Origin of the sequence: Microcoleus sp. AS-A8, assembly GCA_039962225.1 — a bacterium.
GTDB lineage: Bacteria > Cyanobacteriota > Cyanobacteriia > Cyanobacteriales > Coleofasciculaceae > Allocoleopsis.
On the sequence record JAMPKV010000008.1, the window covers coordinates 155142 to 169197 of the forward strand.

At 48.9% G+C, this 14056-nt stretch carries 10 protein-coding genes; 9 read left to right on the forward strand and 1 reads right to left on the reverse strand.

Annotation, left to right across the window (positions count from 1 at the left end):
• The first annotated feature begins 36 nt into the window (after window positions 1-36).
• The 6 genes from NDI48_14740 to ureG all read left to right on the forward strand — a co-directional run bounded on the left by NDI48_14740 (window position 37) and on the right by ureG (window position 6190).
• Complete coding sequence (locus NDI48_14740; protein ID MEP0832428.1) at window positions 37-3459, forward strand: hybrid sensor histidine kinase/response regulator; 3423 nt, start codon at window positions 37-39, stop codon at window positions 3457-3459.
• Between the two features lie 17 nt (window positions 3460-3476).
• Complete coding sequence (locus tag NDI48_14745; GenBank protein ID MEP0832429.1) at window positions 3477-3923, forward strand: chemotaxis protein CheW; 447 nt, start codon at window positions 3477-3479, stop codon at window positions 3921-3923.
• Window positions 3924-4053: 130 nt separating this feature from the next.
• On the forward strand, window positions 4054-4695 hold the full coding sequence (locus NDI48_14750) for a hypothetical protein (GenBank protein ID MEP0832430.1): 642 nt from the start codon (window positions 4054-4056) through the stop codon (window positions 4693-4695).
• A 57-nt stretch (window positions 4696-4752) separates the two neighbouring features.
• Entirely contained in the window at window positions 4753-5046 is a 294-nt protein-coding gene (locus NDI48_14755; GenBank protein ID MEP0832431.1) for a methyl-accepting chemotaxis protein, read from the forward strand.
• A complete protein-coding gene (locus NDI48_14760) occupies window positions 5012-5254 on the forward strand; it encodes a hypothetical protein (GenBank protein MEP0832432.1) in 243 nt (80 codons plus the stop codon). The genes NDI48_14755 and NDI48_14760 overlap by 35 nt, the downstream gene beginning before the upstream one ends.
• A 339-nt stretch (window positions 5255-5593) precedes the next feature.
• Complete coding sequence (ureG, locus tag NDI48_14765) at window positions 5594-6190, forward strand: urease accessory protein UreG (protein MEP0832433.1); 597 nt, start codon at window positions 5594-5596, stop codon at window positions 6188-6190.
• A 231-nt stretch (window positions 6191-6421) separates the two neighbouring features.
• Here ureG and NDI48_14770 read toward each other — a convergent pair whose 3' ends face one another.
• Window positions 6422-6781 carry a hypothetical protein gene (locus NDI48_14770; protein MEP0832434.1) on the reverse strand — a complete coding sequence of 120 codons (360 nt, stop codon included), beginning with the start codon at window positions 6779-6781 and terminating at the stop codon, window positions 6422-6424.
• Window positions 6782-7368: 587 nt separating this feature from the next.
• On the opposite strand from NDI48_14770, the gene NDI48_14775 reads away from it, so the two are divergent.
• From NDI48_14775 to NDI48_14785, 3 genes are all read left to right on the forward strand, one after another.
• On the forward strand, window positions 7369-9024 hold the full coding sequence (locus NDI48_14775; GenBank protein MEP0832435.1) for an AarF/ABC1/UbiB kinase family protein: 1656 nt from the start codon (window positions 7369-7371) through the stop codon (window positions 9022-9024).
• Window positions 9025-9202: 178 nt separating this feature from the next.
• The gene (locus NDI48_14780; protein ID MEP0832436.1) at window positions 9203-9442 is read left to right on the forward strand and encodes a helix-turn-helix domain-containing protein; all 240 of its coding nucleotides are present in this window, start codon (window positions 9203-9205) and stop codon (window positions 9440-9442) included.
• Between the two features lie 5 nt (window positions 9443-9447).
• On the forward strand, window positions 9448-14040 hold the full coding sequence (locus NDI48_14785; GenBank protein ID MEP0832437.1) for an ATP-binding protein: 4593 nt from the start codon (window positions 9448-9450) through the stop codon (window positions 14038-14040).
• The last annotated feature ends 16 nt before the right edge of the window (window positions 14041-14056 follow it).

The window sequence follows — 14056 nt, forward strand, 5'->3', positions numbered from 1 at the left end:
CTTTTCGCCGCAACGCTTTCACACTTCATACTTCAAATGACTAATGACCCAAGCATTCGCGAACAAAGCTACCGATACTTTCTTCAAGAAGCACCAGAACTCTTGCAAGTTTTAGAACAAGACTTGCTCACTCTCCGAGAAGACTACAGCATCAATAAGGTTCATAACCTGATGCGAACCACCCACACGCTGAAAGGGGCGGCGGCTAGTGTTGGGTTAGAAACCATCAAAACGGTTGCCCACTCGTTGGAGGATATTTTTAAAGCCCTCTTCAACCCCGATTTGTCGATTGATCCAGATATTGAAGCCTTACTGTTTGAAGGTTATGAGTGCCTCCGCCTTCCCCTTAATGCTGAACTGACGGGCGGGAATATCAATCACGCGGAGATTCTTGATCGCACCGCTGCTATTTTTGCCCAACTGCAAGAGAAGTTAGGCGACTGTTTTGCTGCGGAATCCCACATTCCTAGTTCCGTAGAATTGGGCTTTGATGTCACCCAGTCCATTTTTGAAGTGGGGGTGAATCAACGCCTAGAGGAGATTGCCGCTGTCATTGCTAGTGCTGAGCCAGCCGCTATCGCCACCCTGTTGCGAACACAAAGCGAAGTGTTCCAAGGGCTGGCTGAATCCCTCAATTTACCGGGATTTGGCGCGATTGCCCAAGCGGCGACTAGGGCTTTAGATGAGCATCCCGATCAAGTGATACTGATCGCTCAAACGGCGTTGGCAGATTTCCAAACCGGACAAGAAGCAGTGCTCAATGGCGATCGCACCCAAGGTGGTCAACCCTCTGCACTCCTGCAACAACTAAGTGGACTCCAACCCTCTACGCAGACAGAAATTGAAGCGTTAGAAGCACCGGGTGAAGAGTTAACGCTCACGAGTGATTGGACTGAGTCAGTATCGGACTTGGTTGATTACCCCGGTGTAGAAGTAGAGGTATATAGTGAGACATCTCTAGCGAGTAACCTAGAACCCCCAGATTTCTCGGAATTTGAGAGTTTTAGCCTCTTCGACACTGTACCCGAAGTGCCGTTGGAGGTAGAGGAGAGCGATACTTTCCAGACTCCAACATGGACTTCTCAACCCGAAGTGCATTCCCACAGCAGTGCGTATGATTCAGAGTTGAACTTGGATGAATCTCCACAGGAAGAATCCGCCAACTTGCTTTTAGAATCCATCTGGGGGGAGACAGGGGAAACAGACACCGAGCGAGAGCAGGAAATACACCCAGAAGCAGATGAGGTCACCGCCTCATCCCCTCATCGTCTCCCCTCACCCTCGACCTCTGCCACACCACCCCATTCCATATCTCGCACAGTACGGGTCAATGTCGAGCATTTAGAACACCTCAATTATGCGATCGGGGAATTACTGACCAACCAAAATCGCCAAACCCTCGAAAACGAGCAACTGAAAGCTTCCGTTCGCACTCTCCTCGCTCGTCTACAGCAACATCAGCAACAGCTCAATGAGTTACAGGATTGGTCTGACCGTCAGTTTGTTGATGTAGAACAACGGCAGATGGGGAAACGGGTACAGCGTGAGCGATGGACTGTTGCAGGGGGAGCTGTTGGTGTCGCTAACGCCACGCCTGGAAGACCGGCTTGGACGAGCGAACGCCCCGCGCCCCTCGCCCTATCCAACTCAGATGACCGTTTCGATTCCCTGGAATTAGACCGCTATAGCGAAGCCCAACTCCTGGTGCAATCGATTCTGGAAGATGCTGTGCAATTAGGAGAAGCCACCGAGGCGATTGACTTATTCACGAAGCAGTCTCAGCAGACTCTGGAAAAACAACGTCGGCTGTTATCCGGTACTCGTGATGCCTTGATGGAAGCGCGGATGTTGCCCTTGACAGAAATCTTTGGTCGCTTTCCGCGTGTGCTACGGCAATTGGAAGTCTCCCACAACAAGCGAGTTGAACTAGAACTTCAGGGGACGGAAGTCTTGGTGGATAAACTCGTGGCTCAGAAGCTTTATGATCCCTTGCTGCATTTGGTGCGGAATGCTTTTGATCACGGCATTGAATCCCCCAACCTGCGGCAAAAACGCGGCAAGCCCCAAAAAGGTCAGATTGCCATCAGTGCTTCCCATCGAGGCAGGCATTTGGTGATTGAAGTCCGGGATGATGGTCAAGGGTTGGATTTTGATAAGATTCGTCAACGAGCCGTAGAACTACTTTTCTCTCCGGAACGGGTGAGTGCGCTGAATGAGGCTCAGCTAACCGATTTACTCTTTGAGCCTGGATTTTCTACGGCTTCTCAGGTCAACGACCTTTCCGGCAGAGGCGTGGGTTTAGATGTCGTGCGTGCCCAGTTGGATTCCCTCCAGGGTTCAGTTGGGGTTGAATCGGAGGCGGGCAAGGGTACCACCTTTACCCTGCAAATTCCCTTGAACCTGACCATTGCCAAGTTGCTCATCTGTCAATCTGGCGACCACATCTATTCCTTGTTCACGGATGCGATCGTTTCTATTGTGATTCCTCAAGCCAATCAGCTTCGAGCTTGGGAAGGGGGCAAAGTCCTGCGCTGGAATCAAGGGGTTGATGGGTTTAGTAAAGCCGCTGTTTCCGAGTTACAAGGAGCTTCTGGCAACGCACCAACGTCTGAGCGACTGATTCCAATACACTCATTGGCGAAAGTTCTGGATTATTTCTCGTCTCCATCCCCCTTGGCTTTTCAGCCAAAACCTTCCTTTGTCTCTCAAGAACAAACACGACCGGTGATTCTCCTGCGCTGCGTGAAGCAAGGCTATCCCGTCGGGGAAGATACGCTGATGGCATTGGAAGTAGACCAATTAATTGGGGAACAAGAATTAGTGATCCGTCCGTTGGGAGGCATGATGGTGCCACCGAGTTATGTCTATGGCGGCAGTGTTCTCGCGGATGGTCGGCTAACGCTGGTACTGGATGCTGCGGCATTGAGCCAGTATGTATTAGATCAGCAAATCGGTAGCAGTACGGAAGAACATTTTGCAACTTCGACCGCTCATCTGTTGTCCGGCAGTCCCCAACAACGGCTCTTACCCCCCCAGAATCGTGCAGCTTTACCAGCACCCCCTGCGGAAGTTAGGGCAAAACAAAACAATATGGTTCTCCTCGTAGATGACTCCATTACCCTACGCCAAACGTTGACCCTGACCCTACAAAAGGCTGGCTATCAGGTGCTGCAAGCCAAGGATGGTTACGAAGCGCTCGAACAACTTCGCGCTCACACAGGTGTTGAGTTGGTGATTTGCGATATCGAGATGCCTCGTATGAATGGGTTTGAGTTTCTCAAACACCGTCAGCAAGACTCGGCTTTGGGCACAATTCCTGTCATAATTTTGACTTCTCGCAGTGGTGAAAAGCACCGTTTAATTGCTACGGAATTGGGAGCAACATCCTATATTACTAAGCCTTTTCTGGAACATCAGTTGTTAGGAACGGTGAATAATGTCATGGAAACAAAAAGCTGAATCCCCTCTGAACAAAGATGCAAAACGACCCAACAGTAGACAAGTTTATTGTTTTTAGAATTGCGGATTGTCTCCTAGCCCTGCCGATGAACAATGTGCTGAAGGTTATCAACTCTCCTTCTGTTAATAGTGGCGGGCTCAAAGCGATGGGCTTAGTTCAACTAGGTCGCCATACCATTAGGGTTTTGGATTTATATCACGAATTAAGCCCAAAGCAGCCATTGCCGTCACCTGGAAACCAACCTTTTTTAGTGATTACTCGTAGTCCTCAGGGAGAATTGTTTGGAATCTCGGTCGATGAACCCCCGAATTTGATGGAATTACCCAGAGAAAGCCTGCGAAGTGTTCCTCAGTCCGAGCGTCAGTCGGGTGTGAGCAAGCTGATTAGCCATGCCGCTGTTATATCCCAAAAACAAGCTACAACAACAATTTTTCTGCTGGATTTGAAGCGAGCTGGAGAATAGGGCTTTTAAAGCTCTCCAGTTCGTTCAATCACGTCTTATCTCAAGAGTATGGTTATGCCAGCCCAAAAATCTTTTCCCCTTCTTTCGAGGGGCAGCCTTATTGCGGAAAAAAGCTCTTTTTTTCAACAATTTGCAGCAACATCAATTTAGCGGTCAACTGGTGTTGGCTGATGGCAGTGGAAAACAAGGGAGCTTTTATCTCTATCTGGGGGACATCCAATATGCCACAGGGGGAATTCATCCAGTAAGGCGGTGGCAAAGAAACTTGGCAGAAAACTGCCCTCAGCTTTCAGTACAAAAAAGTGAACTTTCTGGTATAGACGCAGAGTCACTGACACTGTGTTGGGAATATCAGTTGTTGTGTTTATGGGTAGCGCACCAAAAAATTACGTACACACAAGCCGCAAAAATTATTCGCTCAGTCATCTTGGAGGTTTTGTTAGAAATAGGACAACTACCGGATTTGACCTATCAAATTAATTCAGAGCGCTTACTATCGACACAATTTGAACTTGTTCCGATCAATTCAGAGTACATTATTACAGAATTTCAAGGGTTTTGGAACCTCTGGAAAATAGCGAAATGGCTGGTTGTTATCCCCATAAAACACCCATCATTAAGCAACCCAAGTCCCTCTCGGAACAAACATCAGCTCAGGTTTATCAAACTCTATCTAACCTGCTCAAAGTGTTCAATTTATTTTTACACGGTTCCTAAGTTACGAAAATTACCTTGGGGAAGAAGGTCGAGGCTTTGCGGTGGTTGCCGATGAAGTGCGATCGCACTTCATCGGCAATCCGCCGATGCCACACGGGAAATTGAAAAGCTCGTGGCAGACATTCAAGGAGAAACCAATGAGGTGGTTTCCGCCATGGAAGAAGGTACTGAGCAGGTGGTCATGGGCACCCAACTGGTTGAAGAAACCCGCCAAAGCCTGAACAAAATTACAGCCGCCAGTGCTGAAATCACTCATTTAGTAGAAGCGATCGCTCAGGCTACCATTATGCAAGCCCAAGCCTCCAAGTCAGTCACCCAAAGCATGGCCAACGTAGCCGCAATTGCCGAAAAAATCTCTCAGGAAGCCAGCGTTGTATCGTCTTCCTTCGAGCAACTGCAATCCTGAGAACTACGAAGTCGCCGGAGAATTACGAGCACAAGCCGAAGTCTTTAACGGGTTTGCCATGCTACTGGATCTGCCAGGATTTGGTGCGATCGCCGAAACGGATCAACGCGCCCTGAACGCTCACCCCGAACAAGCTCTAGAAATTAATTACCCAACTGGCACTAGCGGATTTTTAGGCCGGACGCGAAGCCGTACTCCGGGAAGATGACACCAAAGGCGGAAGCCCCTCCGCCGCTTTATTAGCATTAGCCACAGAACAACCGCAAGCAGACTTAGACGCCAGCATTTCCCTACTCGAAGAGGTTTTCGGTAGCCCAGTTGACTGTTCCAATTCCGATCTTGACAACAGCCTCCCGGTTGCGGAAACGTTTCAAAGCCTAGGTGAGCCGAGTCAGCCAACGGGCTATCCGACGTTAGCAGTAACTTTAATCAGCCCCATAACAGAGGGGGTTAACCCGACCACTATTTCCTCACCAGATGGCAGTCACTCAGTAAGCAAGGAGAAAAACTGATACTGTAAGTCTAAAATCTAAAATCCCAAATCAGTATGAGTGCTTTTCGCGTCGGAATTGCTGGCCCTGTGGGTTCAGGGAAAACGGCTCTACTCGATGTGCTGTGTAAGGCGCTGCGGACATCCCATCAAATCGCCGTTGTCACCAATGATATTTACACTCAGGAAGATGCTCAGTTTTTGGTGCGAAGTCAGGCATTAGAGCGCGATCGCATCCTTGGTGTAGAAACTGGCGGTTGTCCCCATACCGCCATCCGTGAGGATGCCTCCATGAATCTAGCCGCCATTGAACAACTAGAACAGCGCTTCACGAATTTAGACTTGGTGTTCTTAGAAAGTGGCGGCGATAACTTAGCGGCAACGTTCAGTCCAGAACTGGTGGATTTAACCCTCTACGTGATTGATGTCGCAGCGGGAGACAAAATTCCCCGCAAAGGTGGCCCAGGAATTACCAAGTCAGACTTGCTTGTGATTAACAAAATTGACCTGGCTCCGATGGTTGGTGCAGACTTGGGCGTCATGGAACGCGATACCCAAAAGATGCGCGGCAACAAACCCTTTGTTTTTACCAATTTGAAGACCCAAGAAGGACTCCCAGCCGTGATTGACTTTGTTAAGTTGCACATGGGCTAGCTAACCACAAAACACCTAACCTTTCACGGGATGTATAAAACCTCTCTCCCACAAAGAGAGAGGCTTTAATTCTTACTGTCCTTCCAGCTCAAAACATTATTCCGTTTCTCTCTCCACCCCCCTCAATCCCCCCGATGCGGGGGGAGGAGTCAGGCAGAAATTTTATTGATGGAGAGGTGGGAACCGAAGCGAACGGAGATCTTATGTGAGGATGAGGAGTTGGGGGTTAGGTTATTTAGAGCGCTCTTGCTTTTGTGCTTTATCCTCGTCTAAAGCATTAGCACTTTTCTTGGCTGTTTCTGGATACACCGACCCAAATTGTTTGATGGCTTGTGCTGACTCTTCCGCAATATTCTGAAGTCGTTCACCAGGAGCGTCTTCCGTTTCGCGAGCTTCTTCATACCACTCATTGGTGGTTGTGGGTCTTACGGACTCGCCTTCCTTAGCTAAGGCTTTGTTATTGCCCAAAGCAGCAAGATTTGTTGTCAGCACTAAAAAACCGACGATCACCACAGCCAAAAAACGCTGAGTCTGAAGTCCCTGAAGCCAAGAATTGATGTGAACGAACGCACTAGAAATCAAATTTTTCATGCTAATACTCCATGAGTCGATTAAAGATGTTTTCACAGTTTAGGGATATGACTGGCTCACTCTAAATTCAGCTCATCCTAGGAAAACTGAACTTGCTTTTACCTACAATTCACGCTAAATGAGTTATAGGTTAGTGATAAAATCGGCTGAAAAAGATACCGATTTTCCGGCCAGTTAACCTTTGTAAACCTAAATCTAAGATTAACAGCCAAAAAATAATTCCTCCTCTAACAGAAGTGAGAGCTAATTTATCTGTAAATTATCTGGGATTGAGGGAATCAAAAGGCGATCGATGGTCTTGGATAATCCTGACAGGGTAAGCTTTCGCCGTGTTTTGATTTATCTCGATCAGGCCAGTTGGAGCGGTCTGGCAGCGGTGTAGAGACTCATCCTTATGGAATATTTTTGAGGGTTTTGAAATCTCCAACTTTGAGCAGATCCTTTTCCCAAGTCATCTTAATGGTCACTTCGCTTAACCTTATCAGCGTAAAGTTAAAATTGTGAATTGTTTCGCTGTTCGCCGGAGCGAACAGAATGTCTTTCACTCGTTCATTTCGATGAAACCCCCATTCTCCTAAGAGGCGCGTGTGTTTTCAGGTCTTTCCCAAGCCAGCTCTCGTCAAAGAAAAATTGTTAACGTAGTTCTCCGGCACGGTTGGGGTTATATGCGAGTACTTCTGTTGGGAGGGAAAGCACAAGAACCTTCACTGCCACCTCCTAAGGTGCTGTGCAATATTTTGGTGGAACTCGGCCCTGTCTACGTGAAGCTTGGACAACTGCTCAGTACGCGACCTGATTTGTTACCTCCGCCCTATATTGAAGCTTTAACATCCCTGCAAGCGGAAGTTCCGCCCGTGGATTGGCAGGCCGTAGAAGCCGTTATCCGCAAGCAACTGCAAAAACCCATAGAAGAAACCTTTGCCATCATTCATCGCCAGCCTGTTGCCGCTGGCTCAATTGCCCAAACCCATCGCGCCACGCTGATTGATCGACGAGAGGTGGCCTTAAAAATTCAACGACCGGGCATTGACCGAGTGGTCGAGCAGGATATTCGGTTGCTTCGCGGCTTGGCACGGTTAGTCAATCGTACTGAGGTGGGACGGTATTACAATCTGCTCTCTATCGTTGAGGAATTCGCTAGCGCACTGCGGGCGGAACTCAATTTTACGCAAGAAGCCAGTTCCACTGACCTACTGAGGCGCAATCTCTCCAAGAGTTATTGGTTCGATCCCCAACAGTTAGTGCTTCCAGAAATTTACTGGGACTTAACCAGTGAAAAGTTACTCGTCATGGAGTGGCTTTATGGAGTTCCCCTGTTAGCCGGTGATTTTAAGGGGACAAACTATGGTGGAGATGGCAAAGCTGAACGCCGAGCCATTGCCGATTTAATTGTCAGAGCTTATTTTCAACAATTTTATATTGATGGCATCTTTCATGCCGACCCTCACCCCGGAAATTTGTTTTATTTGGATTCAGGGCGTATTGCTTTGATTGATTTTGGCATGATGGGGCGTTTAGACCCTCGCACGCAACAAATTTTGATCGAGCTCATTTTAGCGATCGCCAACTTAGATGGCAAGCGGTGTAGCCAATTAACTTTAGAGTTGGCAGAGTCTACTCAACCCGTAAATCTTTCTCACTTGGAAAATGATTTTGATCGATTGCTGCGACGCTACTACAACCTAAACCTAGCGGCAATTAACTTTAGCCAATTGATCTACCAAGTCTTACAAATTGCCCAGAAACACAAAATTCGTGTTCCGAGCAACATGGGCTTGTATGCTAAAACTCTCGCCAATCTGGAAGGGGTAGCTCGTCAACTCAACCCCGATTTTAATTTGGTCGAGCAGGTTAAACCCCTGATGGCAGATTTATTCCGGCAACGATTAATCGGACATGCTCCCTTACAAGACTTGTTAAGGGCAGCCCTCGACATCAAAACCTTATCCCTCGAGGCTCCTCGCCAATTGGAGATGTTATTAGATCGGGTGACTTCGGAAACATTGCAATGGAACGTTGCCGTGCGCGGGTTAGAACCGTTTCGCCGCACCCTCGATGCTGTGGGTAATCGACTCACGTTCGGGATTGTGACCGCCGCTATCCTGATTGGTGCTGCTATGATTTTTGCCCAAGCTCCTAGTAATCCAATTTTTTATTGGGTTAGTGGGATTCTGTTTGTAGCCGCTAGCCTAATCGGCTTGTGGTTAATTATTAGTATGATTAGAAGCGGACGAGTGAAGTAATTAGAATTAAAGAAAGCATCAAATCGTTCCGGCACCTATTTAGATGGGAACCCCCAAACAGTTAGAGAAACAATGCATCGATGATAGCGCTGCTTATACCCCCTCATAGGGAGCCTTGAATTGAGCGTACATGTTATATATGTATTTCAGGCAGTTCAAACGGAAAGGGTTCAGCTCGGTGGCAGTCGTGGAACAAGCAGAGATGGCGGCGTTGATTCGGGAAACTCGACAGTTGCTGCGTCTTGCACAAACCGAGTTTGCCGCCAAGCTAGGGGTATCATTTCATAGTGTCAATTGTTGGAAAAACGGACGAACCCGGCCGATTTCCTTAACACTAAAGCAGATTGAAACACTGTTGCATCCGATGGGAGAACAGGGTGAAGATCTGTTGACAAAATACTTTAGCAATCAGGACTAACAGCGATGTCATCTGAAGGAGAAGGCATAGCTGCCAAAAGCATTTTTATTGAAGGTGGCGAAATCGGAACCCTGATGCGATCGCTCGATTGGTCGCAGACTCCCTTAGGTGATGTAGCTCATTGGCCCCAGAGCTTGCGGAGTGCCATTAGCATTTTGCTGCCTTCTAAAGCCCAGATTTGCCTCTTCTGGGGACCGGAATTAGTCACGGTTTATAACGATGCCTATCGCCCTGCCCTTGCTTCAAAGCATCCCTGGGCACTCGGTCGCCCTGCCCATGAAGTATGGAACGAAGTCTGGGATGTGATAGAACTCTTGCTGAAGGGAGTTGTGGCGACTGGAGAAGCCTTTTGGGCAAAAGATTATTTATTTTTCCTCAATCGGTATGGTTACATTGAGGAGACTTACTTTGATGTTTCCTATGACCCCGTGCGAGACGAGAGCGGGGAAGTGGGTGGAGTCTTTTGCATTGTTAGTGAAACAACAGGACGGGTACTGGGCGATCGCCGCTTACAAACCTTGAGCTTACTGGCAAGCAAAATGGCTCAAGTCAAGACCGTAGAAGCAGTCTGCTTGGCTGCCATGCAAGCCTTAGCTACCAATTCTCATGACATTCCGTTTGCCCTGCTGTATCGAGTCGATGCAGATGGCAGACAAGCATCCTTAGTTGGAACGGCTGGAATCGATCCAGAAACATTTGCAACTCCAGCCCAAGTGGACTTGACTCAAGAGCGTGAGGGATGGGGACTCAGACGAGTTTATGAGACCGGGGAAGCAGCCATTGTCGATGATTTAGCGGCTCGATTTGAAGCTTTACCGGGAGGAGCTTGGGATAAACCTCCCTCTGCGGCCTGGGTTGTGCCGTTGGCTCAGGCTGGACAAAACCAGGTCGTTAAAGTGCTGGTCTTGGGCATCAACCCACACCGCGCTTTTGAGCAGGAGTACCGCAAGTTCTTTGAGTTAGTGGTTGGTAACGTGACGACCGCGATCGCCAATGCCCGTGCTTATGAAGAAGAACGCCGTCGCGTGGAGGCACTAGCAGAACTCGATCGCGCCAAAACGACCTTCTTCCAAAACGTCAGCCATGAATTTCGCACGCCCCTGACACTGATGCTGTCGCCTCTGGAAGAGACGTTAACTGAATTAAAGGGGATTATCCCGGAAAAAGCGAGATCGCAATTAGAGATGGTGCAGCGCAATGGGACACGCCTGCTGAAGCTCGTCAATACGTTGCTCGATTTCTCGCGCATTGAAGCCGGACGCACTCAAGCCAGTTATGAGCCAATCGATTTAGCCGCCTATACCGCAGAACTGACCAGTATTTTCCGGTCTGCCGTTGAGCAAGCAGGACTACAATTAACCGTGGATTGTCCTCCCCTGCCAGAACCCGTGTACGTTGATCGCGAAATGTGGGAGAAGGTTGTGTTAAATCTCCTCTCAAATGCATTTAAGTTCACCTTTGAGGGAGAGATTGCAGTTTCTTTGCGCCCGGTTGGCAACATGGTGTCATTGGTGGTGCGCGACACGGGGACTGGCATTCCGGCAGACGATCTTCCCCGCTTATTTGAGCGGTTTCATCGAGTTGAAGGTGCCAAAGGACGCACCTTTGAGGGAACGGGCATTGGATTATCCCTAGTGCAAGAATTAGTCCATCTGCATCGTGGGACAATCGCTGTTGAGACCTCGTTAGGTCAAGGCAGTACCTTTACTGTCCAATTGCCAACTGGAACGACTCATGTACCCCTCGATCGCCTCAACGCCGACCAAAGCAGTGTTTCTACCGCTTCTGGAGCAATATCTTATGTTGAGGAAGCTTTAGGGTGGCTCCCTCATGAGAATGCAGAATTGAGCGTGCGGGACAGAGAAAATGAGCAATCCTCAACGCGTTGGGCGCGGATTCTGCTGGTGGATGACAACGCCGATATGCGGGATTATTTGCGCCACATTCTCAGCCAGTACTACACAGTGGACGTGGCTGAGGATGGTGAAACGGCTCTCGCTGCCGCCTACAACAACGCACCCGATTTAATCCTCACTGATGTAATGATGCCAGGAATGGATGGCTTTGAGTTGTTGCGGCAGTTACGGGCTGATTTAAGAACGCGGGAAATTCCAATTTTGCTACTGTCTGCCCGTGCCGGAGAAGAATCGGCAGTCGAAGGATTGGAGGCTGGGGCAGATGATTACTTGGTGAAGCCATTCAGCCGCCGCGAATTGCTGGCGCGGGTTGCCGCTAAATTAGAATTGGGACGATCGCGCCAAGCTGCCAGTGAGCAACGCTTTCGTTTTCTGGCTGAATCCATTCCCCAAATGGTGTGGACGGCTGATGCAATCGGTCTGGTGGATTATTACAGCCCCCGTTGGTTTGACTACACCGGGTTGAAGCTAGAGCAAATCCAGGGATTGGGCTGGCAAGACCTCATCCATCCAGAGGAGCGAGAACACAGTATCCAGGTGTGGACTCAAGCTGTGCAAATGGGCACGAACTACGAGGTTGAACATCGCTTGAGACAGGCCGATGGAACCTATCGTTGGCACCTTACCCGTGCCCTACCGATGCTCAATGAAACCAGCCAAGTTATGCACTGGTATGGCACCTGCACAGATATTACCAATCGCAAACAAACAGAGGAAGCCTTGCGCCGATCTGAGGAACGCTATCGGACTCTGTTTGAATCCATTGAGGAAGGCTTTTGCGTGATCGAAATGCTGTTTGATGAAAACGACACGCCGAACGATTACCGCTTTTTAAAAATTAGTCCGTCGTTTGAGAAACAAACGGGACTTACAGACGCACAAGGCAAAAGGATACGCGAGCTAGCTCCAAATCATGAAAAGCATTGGTTTGAGATTTACGGCAAAGTGGCCCTAACGGGCGAACCCATTCGCTTCGAGGCTCGTGCTGAATCTTTACACCGTTGGTTCGACGTTTATGCGTTCCGCACCGGGCAGCCGGAAGACCGCAAAGTCGCCATCCTTTTCAAGGATATTAGCGATCGCAAAGAAGCTGAAGCGGCTCTGCGAGAAAGTGAAGAGCTAAAGCAACGAATTTTAGACAGCTCTCAAGACTGCATCAAAGTGTTAACACTAGACGGGCGGCTCCAGTACATAAATAAACAGGGGACTCATCTGTTTGAAGTGGATGATCCTTCCTCTTTACTCAATGCTACCTGGGTTAGTTTTTGGCAGGGTGAAGACCACCAGAAGGCAAAGGCAGCGATTGCCGCCGCGTCATCGGGCAATGTTGGTTCATTTCGAGGCTATTGCCCCACGGCAAAAGGCAAGCCGAAATGGTGGGATGTTATCGTCACACCCATTCGAGATGCCTCAGGGCAAGTGGTTCAACTCTTGTCAATCTCGCGAGATATCACGACGCAAAAGCAAGCGGAAGCTGAACGTGAACAACTGCTTAGCCGTGAACAAGCGGCTCGTGAACAAGCTGAGACAGCGAATCGGATTAAAGATGAGTTTTTGGCCGTGCTATCCCATGAATTGCGATCGCCGCTTAACCCGATCTTGGGTTGGACCAGTTTGCTGCGTAACGGTAGGTTGGATGCGGCAAAAACGGCTTATGCGGTGGAAACGATTGATCGCAACGCTAGGCTACAGGTGCAACTAATTGAGGATTTACTTGATGTTTCTCGCATTCTCAGTGGCAAACTTAGTTTGAATATTGTGCCTGTCGATCTCGGTATCGTGATTAGAGCCGCCTTAGAGAACGTTCGTGTAGCAGCAGTTGCCAAGTCATTGCAAATTCAGACGACAATCTCACCTACGGTAAGAAAGATTAAGGGTGATGCTGGGCGGTTGCAGCAGGTGCTATGGAACCTGTTAGCGAATGCCGTCAAATTCACGCCGGAAGGGGGTGAGATTACGGTTGCCTTAACTCAAGTAGGAACTCATGCCCAAATTCAAGTGACTGACACGGGAAAAGGCATTAATCCTGAGTTTCTGCCCTATGTCTTTGAACATTTCCGGCAAGAGGATGGAGCAACAACCCGTAAATTTGGTGGATTGGGGTTGGGGTTGGCGATTGTGCGTCATTTGGTCGAACTACACGGGGGCACGGTTCAAGTTGAGAGTCTAGGTGTTGGACAGGGGGCAACATTCACCGTCAAGTTGCCGTTGCTGAAAAATGAAAATCCCAGGATGAGGGATGAACCGATTCTTGCACCACTTACATCTCCTACCTTACCACTCTCAAATGTTCAGGTGCTTGTGGTTGACGATGAGGTAGACACCCGCGAGTTAATCGTGTTTGTTTTGGAGCAGGCTGGGACGATCGTCACCGCTGTGTCGTCGGCTTTCGCCGCATTGGAAGTTTTAGCTCAGTTTAAACCCGATGTGCTCGTCAGTGATATTGGAATGCCAGAGATGGATGGCTATATGCTGATGCAACACATTCAGGCATTGTCACAAGGTAAGCAAGTTCCAGCCGTTGCCGTCACGGCCTATGCTGGGGAGAGCGATCGGCAGCAGGCCCTGGCAGCCGGATTTCAACGGCATATTTCTAAACCGATCGAGCCAGAGATGCTTGTGCAAACGATTGTCAGCTTAATTGCAAAGGGTCGCATTGCTGAGGAAGCAGAATCAGAATAAGTGAAGCTTTCACAAA

Bases quoted from the DNA above. Each gene is read 5' to 3' on its own strand.
- NDI48_14770 (MEP0832434.1), bottom strand. From the start codon at position 6,781: ATGAAAAATTTGATTTCTAGTGCGTTCGTTCACATCAATTCTTGGCTT.
- ureG (MEP0832433.1), top strand. From the start codon at position 5,594: ATGAGTGCTTTTCGCGTCGGAATTGCTGGCCCTGTGGGTTCAGGGAAA.
- NDI48_14745 (MEP0832429.1), top strand. From the start codon at position 3,477: ATGCAAAACGACCCAACAGTAGACAAGTTTATTGTTTTTAGAATTGCG.
- NDI48_14740 (MEP0832428.1), top strand. From the start codon at position 37: ATGACTAATGACCCAAGCATTCGCGAACAAAGCTACCGATACTTTCTT.
- NDI48_14785 (MEP0832437.1), top strand. From the start codon at position 9,448: ATGTCATCTGAAGGAGAAGGCATAGCTGCCAAAAGCATTTTTATTGAA.